Source organism: Hymenobacter pini, assembly GCF_020421205.1.
In the GTDB taxonomy this organism is placed as follows: Bacteria; Bacteroidota; Bacteroidia; order Cytophagales; family Hymenobacteraceae; genus Hymenobacter; species Hymenobacter pini.
The window spans coordinates 13534-26559 of the sequence record NZ_JAIZZH010000009.1 but is presented as its reverse complement, the minus strand read 5'-3'; the positions used below and the strand labels follow the sequence as shown (position 1 = coordinate 26559).

10 protein-coding genes are annotated in these 13026 nt (G+C 61.7%); 4 read left to right on the top strand and 6 right to left on the bottom strand.

Annotated features, from left to right (window positions below; translation table 11 throughout):
- Positions 1-11: 11 nt before the first annotated feature.
- Positions 12-1688, bottom strand: a complete 1677-nt coding sequence (locus tag LF252_RS22475) for a hypothetical protein (protein ID WP_226271845.1) — start codon at positions 1686-1688, stop codon at positions 12-14.
- 166 nt (positions 1689-1854) lie between these two features.
- Here LF252_RS22475 and LF252_RS22470 point away from each other — a divergent pair, with 166 nt between their 5' ends.
- Positions 1855-2307 (top strand): hypothetical protein, encoded by a 453-nt coding sequence (locus LF252_RS22470; RefSeq protein ID WP_226271844.1) that lies wholly within the window; start codon positions 1855-1857, stop codon positions 2305-2307.
- A gap of 94 nt (positions 2308-2401) precedes the next feature.
- Here LF252_RS22470 and LF252_RS22465 read toward each other — a convergent pair whose 3' ends face one another.
- The 3 genes from LF252_RS22465 to LF252_RS22455 all read right to left on the bottom strand — a co-directional run bounded on the left by LF252_RS22465 (position 2402) and on the right by LF252_RS22455 (position 5417).
- Positions 2402-2869 carry a cold-shock protein gene (locus LF252_RS22465; RefSeq protein ID WP_226271843.1) on the bottom strand — a complete coding sequence of 156 codons (468 nt, stop codon included), beginning with the start codon at positions 2867-2869 and terminating at the stop codon, positions 2402-2404.
- A 347-nt stretch (positions 2870-3216) separates the two neighbouring features.
- A complete protein-coding gene (locus LF252_RS22460; protein WP_226271842.1) occupies positions 3217-4722 on the bottom strand; it encodes a TPM domain-containing protein in 1506 nt (501 codons plus the stop codon).
- 74 nt (positions 4723-4796) lie between these two features.
- Positions 4797-5417, bottom strand: coding sequence for a pseudouridine synthase (locus LF252_RS22455; RefSeq protein ID WP_226271841.1), 621 nt, complete (start codon positions 5415-5417; stop codon positions 4797-4799).
- Positions 5418-5613: 196 nt separating this feature from the next.
- Here LF252_RS22455 and LF252_RS22450 point away from each other — a divergent pair, with 196 nt between their 5' ends.
- Positions 5614-7362 (top strand): T9SS type A sorting domain-containing protein, encoded by a 1749-nt coding sequence (locus LF252_RS22450; protein ID WP_226271840.1) that lies wholly within the window; start codon positions 5614-5616, stop codon positions 7360-7362.
- Between the two features lie 46 nt (positions 7363-7408).
- A complete protein-coding gene (locus LF252_RS22445) occupies positions 7409-10003 on the top strand; it encodes a pectinesterase family protein (protein WP_226271839.1) in 2595 nt (864 codons plus the stop codon).
- Positions 10004-10082: 79 nt separating this feature from the next.
- On the opposite strand, the gene LF252_RS22440 is transcribed toward LF252_RS22445, so the two are convergent.
- Positions 10083-10745, bottom strand: coding sequence for a head GIN domain-containing protein (locus tag LF252_RS22440; RefSeq protein WP_226271838.1), 663 nt, complete (start codon positions 10743-10745; stop codon positions 10083-10085).
- Positions 10746-10940: 195 nt separating this feature from the next.
- On the opposite strand from LF252_RS22440, the gene LF252_RS22435 reads away from it, so the two are divergent.
- Positions 10941-11591, top strand: coding sequence for a T-complex 10 C-terminal domain-containing protein (locus tag LF252_RS22435; protein ID WP_226271837.1), 651 nt, complete (start codon positions 10941-10943; stop codon positions 11589-11591).
- Positions 11592-11673: 82 nt separating this feature from the next.
- Here the strand turns inward: LF252_RS22435 and LF252_RS22430 are convergent, their stop codons facing one another.
- The gene (locus tag LF252_RS22430) at positions 11674-13005 is read right to left on the bottom strand and encodes a serine hydrolase domain-containing protein (protein WP_226271836.1); all 1332 of its coding nucleotides are present in this window, start codon (positions 13003-13005) and stop codon (positions 11674-11676) included.
- Positions 13006-13026 lie beyond the last annotated feature (21 nt).

The window sequence follows — 13026 nt, the reverse complement described above, 5'->3', positions numbered from 1 at the left end:
CAGTTTACGAGCTATGTCTTCCGCACCAATTTAAACCCATCTTTCGTCACTTGGTACTGCTGGCCCTGGATGGTGATGGTTTCGCCTTCCAATAGCTTGCTCAGGTCCAGGAGGTCGGCCTCGATGGTGTGGAGGGAGAAGCCGTGCTTGCGGGCCAGAGCGAGGTATTTGGGGTTGATGTAGTCGTGCACGCCGCAGAGGATGATGCGCACGTGGGCGGTGGTGTTTTTGAGCAGCCGGGCGTCGCGGGGGAAAGTGTAGTTATCGGCAATGAGGATAAGCTCGGCCGAGTCGGGGGCGGCGGCCAGCTGCTGGGCGTAGAGCAGGGCTTCGGCGTCGTTTTCGGGCGCGTCGCCGCCGCCGCCGGCCTTCATGGTTTCAATGAGCTTGTTCTTGATGGCCTCGTAGCTGTCGGTGCGTACGTGGTAGAGGCCGCCGGTTTTGCCCACGCGCTTGTCTTTGTCGGGCTGGTCGTTGCCGTCGTTGAAGAACACGAAGGTTTTCTCGTCTTCGAGGGCGCTGAGCTGCAGCCAGGCCAGCAAATCGTAGGTGTAGGGGAACATGCTGCCGGTTACGTCCGTCACCACCACTTCCTTGCTCCACTCGGGGTGGCGCTGCAGTACCCGGCTCACCACATTGGCATCGGGCGGCAGAGCCAGCTCGGGGGCGGCGGTGTCGGCGGCGGCCAGCAGCTCGCCTTTTTTGGTGATGCGCGCCTCGCAGTAGTCGTTTTTGTGCTGCTTGTTCTTGTGCTTCAGAAACACCCGGTACAGCCGGGCCGCCGAGTCGGGCAGGGCAAAGTGGGTGAAGCCCATATCGGCCGGGCCCAGCAGCTGCAGCGGCCCAATGGGCAGCCGGATGGCCCCGGTAGCCAGAAACGGAAACATCTTCCTATCAATGGGGAAGCCGGAGGTGAAGGCCACGCTTTGCCGGATGGCGTCTTCCAGCTCGGCCACGCACACGGGCCGGGCGGTGGGCAGCACCTTCACCTTCTGCACGGTGCCGCGGGCATCCACGGTCAGCTGAAACTTCACCAGCTGCGCTTCCCGCTCGGGGCATTTATAGAGGCGGCGCAGGCTGCGGGCCATCTGGCGGTTGGTGAAGCGGGAGCCGGGCAGGTTGCAGGCCACCTTCTTACCCTGGGCTTTCTTGCCGGCTTTGGGCCGCTTTTTTTCCAGCACGCGCAGCTTGCGGGTGAGGCTGTCGAGGTCGGCGCGCATGGTGGCGGCGGTGGCGTGCCGGGCCACGTACACCACAAACCCGTGGAAAAACGGCTGGCACTCGGTGGGGCTGTTGCAGCCGGTCTGCTCCACCAGCGTCCACGTTACCGATTCATCCTGCAAGAGCCCCGGCACGGCGGCGGCCAGGTTGCGGATGCGGCCCAGGTTGAGTTGGCGCTGGTTGAAGGCCGGATTGAGCCGGAAGGCCGTGTACACCAGATCCACCCGTACAATGTGCCGCTCCCGCAGGCGCAGGGCCGCCACATCGGCCCCCGAGAAGGTGGAGGGCAGCTGCAGGGCCTCCAGCTCGGGCAGGGGCTGGTAGCGGGCCGTGCGGTAGGCGTTCAGCTGGTCGTAGAAAGCGTCGAGGTCGGCCGCAGTGGGTAGGCTGGTTTGGGCCCGGGCGGTAACGGATACGAGAACAAGCAGCAGGGCCCACCACAGGGCCCGGACGGATACAGCCGGCATGGATAACATAGCGTAACGTACTAGCCCGCAACTTACGGATTTGCCCTCAGCCGTCCCAGGTGTGTTTAGGGGTATTTACTGGCTAAGCGTGTCTAGCTCAATAGAAAATCCGGTAGCTTCGGTCTAGCTGCCAGCAGTCCGTAGCGTATTCCTCTCCGTTCAGTCAATGAAAGCAATTCTACCTTACAGCCTATTGCTAGCCAGTGTGGGCTTGGCCGCCTGCCACGATTCCGCCAAACCCGACCCTGCCCCCGCGCCCACGCTGCCCGGTACTTGGAATCTACAGCAGGAGTACCGACGCCTCTTCTACTACAACCCCGATGGTAGCCTCAGGAGCCGCTACGACTACTCCCGCGCGGGCAACGCCAGCGAGGGAATGAACATCGGCGACTCTACGTGGGTATTTCAGCCCGCCGATGTATATATGGGGTCGAAGGATGGCGTGTACAAACTGAAGGACACAACCATTGTGGTGAAGCTGAATCGTCCGTCCGGCTTCAACTTCCCGATTACTGAAACCTACACCTTCTCCGCCTTGGATGAGCACCGCGTTGTTATCCGGCAGAAAGACGACTGGCGGGACCAGGTGCACTATTACAAATGGATTTATACGCGGTAGTAGCCCTAAAGTGAGTAAGAATTTCCAACAAAAAAGCGCCATCTACTGCGGGAGTAGCTGGCGCTTCGCGTGTAGGGAGCAGTAGGGAGAGAGGCTATACGGCGGACGCAAGCTTCACACCCACGGCGCTTGGTCCTTTCTGGCCCATCTCTACCTCAAAGGTTACCTTATCGTTTTCCTTGAGGGGAGAAGCAGCCTGCACCTGGTTTACGTGCACAAAAATGCTCTCGCCGGTGGCTTTGTCCTTGATGAAGCCGTAGCCCTTCGATTCGTTGAAGAAGGTAACGGTACCAGTGCGCACGGAGTCCTCGTCCGACTCCACTACGCGGGCGGCACCCAGCTGAATATCCTCCAGCTTAATCTCCTGCTTTTTGCGGTTGGGGTCGGGAGGAGTAGAGGTGATGTTGCCGAACTCATCTACGTAAGCCAGCATATCGTCGAGGCCCTGGCCTTTCTTGGCGTTGGCCTGGCGCTCTTCCTTTTTCTCTTCTTTTTCCTGCCGCTTTTTCAGGCGCTTTTTCTCGTTTTCTCTCTTCCCGAAGGTGGCTTGTGATCTACCCATATGTAGTAATGACGTCTTAAGGTATCGGCCGTTCTGACAATGAAGGCCTTGAAATGGTAAAAAAGAGTATCACTTCAGTACAATCCTCGGCGGCGGAAAGTTCCGGCTACACCCAAGTGCCGCGCCTAAGCGGAGCACCTATTGCCTGAGTAACTCTCTGCACTACTTCCTACGGAAAAAGCGTGCCTGAGTGGCTGCAGGGGGCAAAATACCGGCCGAATCAGGAGAAACCGGGTGCGGGCCAGCCGCGGAAACGCGGGCCTCGGCAACCGGCTGACGTGATAATGCAGTAAAGGTACCGTTTAATTTCGGCAACCCCTTGCCCATGGCTGCTTAAAGGGATGCACCTACCAGCTGCTGCCGGCCCCGCCACCCCCAGACGAGCCCCCGCTACTGCTCGACCAAGAACTGCCCGACGAGGACGACGATGAGGAACCGCCGGACGAGCTGCTGGAGGAAGTAGGTATGCGGCTGATGGTGTACTTCTCTTTCTGCTCATGGTTGCAGAAGTAGCAGCGGTGCACGTGCCAGCCCCAGCCCTCTGAAGCGGTAGTGGCCGCCTGCATCACCTGGTCGGGTTTGGACTGCAGGGTGCGGTGGTGGCACTTGGGGCAGGGCAGCACATCGGTGCTCAGGTTCTGATAATCGAGGGCGAAGCTATGCTGGCACTGGGGGCACGCCCACACATCGTAGTCCACGGATTTTACGTGCTCCTCGGCAGCCTGGTACAGCTCCAGCTTTTCATCATCGGCCTGTTCGCTGAGGCGGTGCATGGGTGTGGCGCAACGGGGGCAGGCGTAGGGTGCTTCGCGGAGCTGCCGCAGCCGGCGGCGGTAGCGGGGCCAGTAAAACGCCAGCCCCAGCGGCAGCAGCCAGGCCGTGAAGCCCAGATTGTGGTGGGCTTCGTGGAGAAAGGTGTATTTCTCATGCCGGCTCTTGGCGGCATACGTGGTGCGGAACTCCCGATTAACCCGGCCCAGATACAGATAAGTGTACAGCAGGGGCAGCCCGTAGCACAGGACCAGCAGGCCCAGCGCCGGCAAGGTCCAGTTGGTGAGTATGGCCAGGGCCGCGTACAGTGGTAGCAGCACCAGGCTCAGCCACAGCACCCAGCGCGGAGCCGGCACAGCGGGCTTATGAAAGGCCAGGGCCAGGGTAGTTACCAGCCAAAGCACCGTCATAAGCCAGGCGGCTACTATTGCCGGGCCACTCCAGCCATTATTCTCAGCGTATTCATGCACTGCTACCGGTTCCGGGGCGGCTTCGGGAGCAGTTTGCAGAGCCGCTGCTGGCGCGGCGGCGGAATCGGTGGGAGCCAGGGCCACCGAGCCGGTGCTGAACTGGCGGATAAGGGCGGCTACCCCCTCGCGTACGGCCTCATCGTAGCGCTGCTGGCGCAGCAAGGGTACCATGTACTGCTGCTGAATCCGGAAACAGGTCACGTCGGGCAGGTCGGCTTCGAGGCCGTAACCGGTTTCCATTTCCACCCGCCGCTGATCCAGCACCAGCAAGAGCAGCAAGCCGTTATTTTGGTCTTTGCCACCAATTTTCCAGCGGTTGAACAGGGCCGTGGCGGCGGTTTTGGGTGTTTCTTCGCCAATACTGCGCACGGCTACCACATCAATGTGGGCCCGGCCGCTTTGGTCGAGGGCCTGCAGGGTGGCGTTGAGGTCCTGCACCGTGGCCGGGGCCAGCAGGCTGTCGGGGTTGCTGACATAGGTTTCGCCCAGCGTTTTGGGGTCCGGAATCCGGGTGAGGTAGTCGGGCTCGGCGGGCGGGCCGTCGGGCGAGGAGCAGGCCGACAGAAACAGCAAGCCGGCAGTCAGCCAGAGCAGCAGGAGGCGGAAAGGCATACAGGCAGGAAAGGGTTGACTCGGGCGAATGTAGCAGCCTGGTTGAGTTTTACGCCCGTTCCCCTGCGTGGCAGCTATCCGTTTGCGTCCTCAGTAGGTTCCTCCGCTTCGTCCACGGCTATCAGCTCCGGCACCTCGCGCACTTCGCCGGGCTGTATGTCCGTGAGCCAGATGTGGCCTACCCGTACCCGCACCAGCCGCAGGGTAGGGTAACCGGCGGCGGCCGTCATTTTGCGTACCTGCCGGAATTTTCCTTCGGTCACGATGATGCTGACCCAGCTGGTGGGGCCGTGCCGCTCGTCGCGGATTTTGCGGCCCCGGGCCGGCAGGTCGGGGGCTTGCTCCAGACGGCGTACCTGGGCCGGCAGCGTCTGGTACAGCACACTGCGGTGGGCAATTTCCAGGCCCTCCTGCAACTGCCGAATAGCTTCATCGGTAGGCACGCCGTCTACCTGGGCGTAGTATTCCTTCTCCACATCCTTGCGGCGGATACGCTCACTTACCCGGCCGTCGGTAGTCAGCAGCAGCAGGCCTTCACTGTGCTCATCGAGGCGGCCCACGGCCATGGTTTCGGCCGGAAAGTCGTGCAGCTCACCCAGGAATTTCTTTCTGCGCGCTTCCCGGGCGTTGTTGCTCATAAACTGGCTGAGGTAGCCGAAGGGCTTATAGAGGAGAAAGTGGCGGTGCTCGGTCATAGGCGGGCAAAGGTACCTGGTTGTGGCCGCCCGGCCCGGCAACCGGCAACGATGTCGGCAACGATTGCGCAAATAAACTCCGCCGTAACCGGCTGATTAGCCCTTGTAAGTCAGTAGAATACTGCTCCAAACGCGCTTCTGCCGGGCTGCTAACTTCCGGGCCGGCACCGGTTTCCCCAATTCCCACCTTTCCTGTATGTTGCTACCTCTACCCCTGCGTCGGCCGGGGCGCACTGCGTTGCGGAGCCTGCTGGCGGGCAGCCTGTTGCTCACGGCCGCCCTGCCTGCCCTGGCCCAACTGCCCTCTTTCCCCGGAGCCGAGGGCGCCGGCCGCTACACCAGCGGGGGCCGCGGCACGGCCACGGAGCCTACCACGGTGTTCGAAGTCACCAACCTCAACGACGACCTCAACCCCGGCAGCCTGCGCTACGCCCTTACTCAGCCGGCCACCTACCGCACGGTGGTGTTTCGGGTGTCGGGCACCATTCATCTGCTCACGCCCCTGAAGCTGCAGAAACCCAACACTACCCTGGCCGGCCAAACGGCCCCCGGTGACGGAATTTGCCTGGCTGACCAACCCTTCACGGTGGCGGCCGATAACGTGATTGTACGGTTTCTGCGCTTCCGGCTGGGTGACAAAAACCAGAACCTGGGGCCGGTGAACGGCAGCGGCGACGGAGACGCCTTCAACGCCGTGGGCCGCAGCAAGCTCATGATTGACCACTGTTCCATGAGCTGGTCGGCGGATGAGGCTTGCTCCCTGTACGCCGGCGACAGTATCTCGCTGCAATGGAACCTCATCAGCGAGCCGCTGGACTACTCCTACCACTTCGAAACCGGCGACACCGACTTTGAGCGCCACGCCTACGGGGGCATCTGGGGGGGGCGGCACGCCTCGTTTCACCACAACCTGCTGGCCCATTGCCGGGGCCGGTTGCCCCGGTTTGATGGCAGCCGCAACCTCTCGCCCAACACCCCCGGCCAGGAAAACGCCGAGCTGGTGAACAACGTGCTCTACAATTGGGCCAGCTACACCACCAACGGGGGCGAAGGGGGCCGCTATAACATCATCAACAACTACTACAAAGCCGGGCCCTCTACCAGCACCGGCTCCTCGGCCGGCGTGCCGGTGCGCTACCAGATTATCAACCCCTACAAAAGCAGCAGCCTGCCCTACGGCACGTACTACCTGAGCGGCAACTACGTGGAAGGCTCAGCCAGCATTTCGGCGCACAACTGGCGGGGCGCTTCCATGAACGGGGGCTCGTTGAATGACACCACACTGGCCAAAACCACCAGTTCGCTGACGGCACTGGTAGCGGCCCAACCGGCCCAGCAGGCCTACGAAGCTGTACTAGCCGGGGCCGGGGCCGTGCTGCCCGCCCGCGACGCCCACGACCAGCGCATTGTGCAGGATGTGCGCAACCGCACCGGCAGTCTCATTGATGTGCAGGGCGGTTTCCCGCACGGTACGCCCTACGCCCAAACTACCGGCGCCTGGCCCACGCTCAACTCCCTGCCCGCCCCCGCCGACGCCGACCACGACGGCATGCCCGATGCCTGGGAAACGGCTCGGGGCCTTAACCCCAACAACCCCGCCGACCGAAGCCAACGAGTCAGCAACGGCTACACTCAGCTAGAAAACTACCTCAACGGCCTAGCCGCGCCGGTGCTAAGTAGCCCCGCACTCCGGCCAAGCGAAACGGGGCTGCTAGTGTACCCCAACCCCTCCCAGGGCGACGCTCTGCAGGTGCAGCACCCAGCCGCTGGCCCCGGAGCCCAACTGGCCGTGTACAATGTGCTGGGCCAGCAGGTGGCAGCAGTGCCAGTGGTTGTGGCGGCCCGGCAAACCCGTTTGGCCCTGCCCAAGCTGGCAGCCGGCCGTTACGTGCTGCGCTTCCTTGATGGTGGCCAGCACTTGCAGGCCGCTTTTGAGCAGCCTTAAGTTGCTTTTCTCCGCGCTTTCTTTTCCAACCAATTCCCACATTTGTATGCCCAACACCTCTACCTATCGGTACTGGCTGGTTACCAGCTGGCTTTTACTGCTGACTACGCTATTCAGCGTCCGGGCCCAAACGGCCACCTACAGCGCCGTGGTGGCGCAGGATGGCTCCGGCAACTTCCGCACGGTGCAGGCCGCCATCAACGCCGCCCCCGACAACGGCACCACACTCTACACCATCTTCATCAAGAAGGGCCGCTACCGGGAGAAAATTACCGTGCCCACCACCAAAACCATGGTGCAGCTGGTGGGGGAAAGTGTGGCCAACACTGTGCTGACCTACAACGACGGGGCCAGCACCCCGCTGCCCGGGGGCGGTACCATTGGCACCCAGAACTCGGCCAGCTTCACGGTAAATGCCAACGACTTCAGCGCCCTGAACCTCACCTTCGAAAACTACTACGGCGACGGTACCCAGGCCGTGGCCGTGCTGGTGAATGCCGACCGCGCCGCCTTCCGCAACTGCCGTTTCCTGGGCAACCAGGACACCCTGTACACCAAAGGCAGCGGCACACCCCGCCATTATTTCCGGGACTGTTACGTGGACGGCAACGTGGATTTCATCTTCGGCAGCTCCATTGGGGTGTTTGAGAACTGCGTGATATACGCCAAGTCGCGCACGGCGGTGGGCAACTCGTTCATCACGGCGGCCAACACCCCGGCGGGGCAGGCTGCCGGTTACGTGTTCCGCAAAAGCCGGTTTCCGGCCAATATCGGGGCCACGCAGTACTATCTGGGCCGTCCCTGGCAGAACTCCACCGGTAGCTCGCCGCTGGCCAACAACAAAACGGTGCTCATCAACAGCCGCCTGAGCGCCAGCATCCGGCCCGAGGGCTGGGTAACCTGGGACGCCGGTACCGATGTGAGCCTGATTACCTACGGCGAGTTCCGTAGCCGCTACTTCGGGGGCCAACTGGTACCCGTGGCCCAGCGCGTAGCCTGGTCGAAGCAGCTCACGGCCGCCGACACGGCCGCCTACCAGCCCGCTACGTTGTTCGGCAGCTGGAATCCGGCCACCATCCCCGGCTTCGGTACGCCCACGGCCCAGCCCGATGTGGCCGTAGCCAACCTGAAAGCGGAGAAAGGCGCTATCAGTACCACGGTGTCGTGGAACATCAGCTGGCCATTGGCCCAGGTGAAGTACGAGCTGTACCGCTCGGCCAACCGGGCCGCTGTTACCAAAATAGGCGAGCTGACGGCCGCCACCGATACCACCGTCAACTTTCAGCTGATGGATGCTTTGCCGCCTTCGGGCAGCGCCTACTACTATTTTGTGCAGGCTTCCCGCACCGGGCAGGCCACCCACTCTACCGATTCGGTGCGGGTATCCAACGTGCCTACTATAATAGTAAGCGGCGGGCTGAGCACCTTCACGCAGTACGCTGGTGGGCCCTCAGCGGCGCAGTCGTACACCGTAGCGGGCGAAAACCTGACCGGGCCGGTACTGATTACGCCCCCGGCGGGCTACGAGGTAGCCGCGGGCGGAGCCTGGAACACTAGTGCTAACCCGCTCAGCCTGGCACCCACCGGCACGGTGCTGGCTCCTACTACCGTGAGCGTGCGCCTGAACGCCTCGGCCGTGGGTCCGTACGCGGGCAACATTCAGCATACCAGCACCGGGGCCACGGCCGTAACGGCCGCCGTAACGGGTACCGCTACCAACCAGCAGCCGGTGGTATCGGTGGTGTTGCAGCAGTGGCCTCTCACGGCCAGCGCCGCCGACGATGCCACCGTGCGCAGTGCGGCCCTTACGGCCAGTACGCCCACGCTGAAGCGGTTGTACGTATCCAACGGCACCACCGTGGCCACGGTACCAGCTTACTCGGCCACCTTTGGGCAGGCGCTGGGCGTTACCAGCAACGGCGACGGTTCATGGGGTACGGCCTCGGGCGGACCGGGCGGCAACCTCAGCCGGAAATACTACGAGCAGTTCACCATTACGGCGGCCGCTGGGCAGTCGGTACGGCTGGATTCGTTGCTGCTGTCGGCGGGCTTCTACAACACCTCCAGTGGTACCAAGCTGGCCGTGGTGTACTCACGCAGCAACTTCACTGCCGACTCCGTGGATGTAACCGGCGGTACCGGTCCGGGTGGGGCGCTGGCCGCTGCGGCTAACGGCGCTTTTGCTACGCCTATCGTGCTGGCCAATCAGGTCAACGGCCTCACCAACCGCTACCACTTGGCGTTGAACGGCGCTACCGGCCTCAACCTAGCAACGGGGCAAACGCTCACGGTGCGTCTATATTTTAGCTGCGGCAGCTCCAGCGCCGGCCGGTATTCCTTGCTGCAAAACGTGGTGGTGAAGGGCAACCGCACCACTGCCACCAGTACCCTGTCGGCCCGGGAACTGGCCCTGGCGGTCTACCCCAACCCCACTACCGGCCAGCTCTGGCTGCAGCACCCTGCTACCGCTGGCGCGCAGGTGCAGGTAGTGGCGCTGGATGGCCGCGTAGTAGCCCGGTACGAGGTTCGGCCGGTTACTACCAGCACGGCCATTCCGCTGGCTGGCTTGGCGGCTGGTACCTATTTGGTGCGCTACCAATCCGGTACGGAGCAGCGCACGGCACTGGTTGAAAAGCAGTAAGTAGCTGCTTACGCTCAACAAATAAGGCCACCCGGTGCGTACCGGGTGGCCTTACTGAGTTTAAAAGCTACCTGTGCCGTTAGCGCGTGAGGCGGGGCTTGCCTTTGTAGTGCACGTCGCTGGAGCCGGAGGTGTGGCTTTGCAGCTCCTCCGTCACGGATACGTAGGCATCGGAAGCGCCACTGGCTTGCACGTTGGCCGTGCGGCTTTGCAGGTCGTAGCCTTTGTAGTCGCTGCTGCCGCTGACGTGTACCTGCTGCTGCTCGGCCCGGCCAGTCAGGTGTAGGTCGCTGGCCCCGCTGGCCGAGGCCGATAGGTTTTTCACGTTTAGATGCAGCGTTACGTCGGAGGCTCCACTGGCGTGCACGGTGAAGTTGTCGGCTGTGAAGGGCGTGGTGCTTTTCACATCGGACGCGCCGCTCACTTCTACCCGCGTGAGGGTGGGGCAAGTAATGTATACGGTTACCTTCTTGTTGGACAGTAACGACGACAGGCCTTTGTCCCGATACATCACCAGCGTATTTCCTTGCACTTCGGTGCGCACATGTTCCAGCACATCAGGCTCGGCATCTACCTTCACTTGGGTGGTAGCGCCCTGGGTAAGCACCACATCAATGGCTCCGCTGGCCTTGATTTGTTCAAAGCCGCTTACGTTGCGGAGTTGCTGGGCTGCGGCCGAGCTAACCAGGCTGCCGCTAAGCACAGCAGCCACTGCAAAAGCGAAAGAAACATTCGTTTTCATACGACCAGGGAAAAGGAGTGAGGGATGTAACGGCGTTGTAGTGGGGTAGATGAACAGCGGGCCGCAACCGTTGCCTGACGCGGTACTTTTTCTGCAAGCCGGGCTGCAACCTCGATTCAAGCGCTACCGTATCAGCCCCAATTATAGCCGCAAGCCTATATGGAGCTGGCGGTTTTCATCATACCCGAATTCTCCATGAATAAGTCTCTGTTGTTTCTCTCTGCTGCTGCCTCACTGGCCGTAGCCTCCTGCACGCAGGATAAGCCCGCCGCCGTAGATGCGGCCACCACTCCCTCCGCCGATACCGCCGTGGTAGTAAACGACGGCACCATGACCACCGACACGGCCGCGTACCGCACCGAAGCCGACCGCCTGGCCGCCCGCATTGCCGACGACCTGAAGCTGACGGACACCGTGGTGGTAACCCAGGTAACTAAAACCTACTACACCCGGGGCCGTCGCCTCAACGAGGTAAACACCCGCTACGCCACCGACACCACTGGCCGCTACGCCGCCCTGCGCCAGGTGAACGACGAAACCGACCGCCAGGTAAAAACCTACGTGACGGAGCCCCAATACAACACCTACGCCTCTAACCGTGGCACTTACTACGATGGTACGCCCTACACGGCTACCACGGTAGTAACCACTCGCGAAACCACGCCCGCGCGTCGTGGCCCGGCTATTGTGAAGTACGACAAGAAGAAAAACGGCGAAACCAAAATTGAGTACGCCAATGGCAAAACCGTGAAAATTGACAAAGACGGCGACACGAAAGTGGAGTACCCCAACGGTACCAAAGTGAAGCGCGACGCCGACGACGGACAGGTGAAAGTGAAGAAATAAGCTTCGCACCACTACCACTTAGCAAACGGCCCCACCTGGATTTTCCAGGTGGGGCCGTTTGGCGTTTCCAGCTGATGGAATGCTACTGGCGCGTGAACAGAAAGTGGTTGGCTCCCTGGTGCAGCATAAAGGTGTGGGCCGCCGCATCAAACTCCATGGTAAGGCCCGCGGCATCATACACAAACGTGGTCTTGGATTTGGGCGTGAGGGGGAAAGCGTCTTGGCCGGTAGCCTGGGCCATGAGTGTGGTGCCGCTGGTCGTTACGTTGATTTTGAGCGGCATCTGCTGGCTGGCGTAGTTACCCACTAAGGCGTTCAAATCAGTTGCCTCAAGCTTTGGGGCGCGGAAATCGGGCAGGCGGAAGGGCTTGTTGAAATAGATGGTAAGGGTGCTTACCAGCAGGTCGCTGAGGGTGTAGCCGGTGCTGATGCCGTTGCCGCAGTAGGCTAGCGTGAGTTTATCGGCGGGGAAGTAGGTGAGGGCCGAGCGGTACCCATCAATGCTGCCGAAATGGCCGTAGCTCTGCTTGCTGTCAAAGGGCACAATGCGCATACCTGCGCCGTAGCCGTCCTGCATCTGCTGCATTTGCTGCAGGGTGGCCGGCTTCACCAGTTTGCCCGCAAACAGGCCTTCCATAAAGCGGGTAAGGTCGGCGGGGGTAGAGGTAATGGCACCCGCGCCGCCCGGAATGCTCATATCGGTTTCCCGCTGCAGCTGCCAGGTAGTGCCATCCCACACGAAGGAAGCGGCTTCGTGTTTCTGGCCATCAAGGCGGCCGCCGTAGTAGGTGTCTTTCAGGCCCAGCTTGCCCGTAATGCGCTTCTGCAATGCCTGCGCGTAAGATTGTTTGGTCACCTTCTCCACAATGTAGCCCAGCAGCACATAGTTGGAGTTGTTGTAGTCATACTTGGCGCCGGGCTCAAAATCAACCGGCCGGGCCCGGATAATGGCCAGCAGTTCGGCCTGGGTTTTGGGCTGCGTCATGTATTGCCCATACGCCGGGTCCCGGGTAAAGTCGCCGAGCCCACTGCGGTGGTGCAGCAGCTGGTCCACGGTAATCTTGGTGGCGTTGGGCAGGTCCGGAAACCAGGTGGCAATGGGCGCGTTCAGCTGAAGCTTGCCTTCTTCCACCAGCTGCATAATCAGGGTAGCCGTGAAGGTTTTGCTGATGCTGCCGATGCGGTAGCGCGTGGCCGTGGTAGCAGGCACGTTCGGCTGCTCCGGGCCAATGGCGCGGCTATATACTACCTGTCCGTTTTGGGTAAGCTGCAGGCTGCCCGCCAGCTTGTGGTTGGCATCCAGCACCGTGAGCAGGCTGTCGAGCTTGGCTTTGTTGAAGGTGGCCGTTTGGGCCGTGGCGGTGCCGGCCCATAGCAAAGGCAGCACCAGGAAGGAAATGGAAGCACGTAGCATACCCGGTAGGTATAAGGTGGA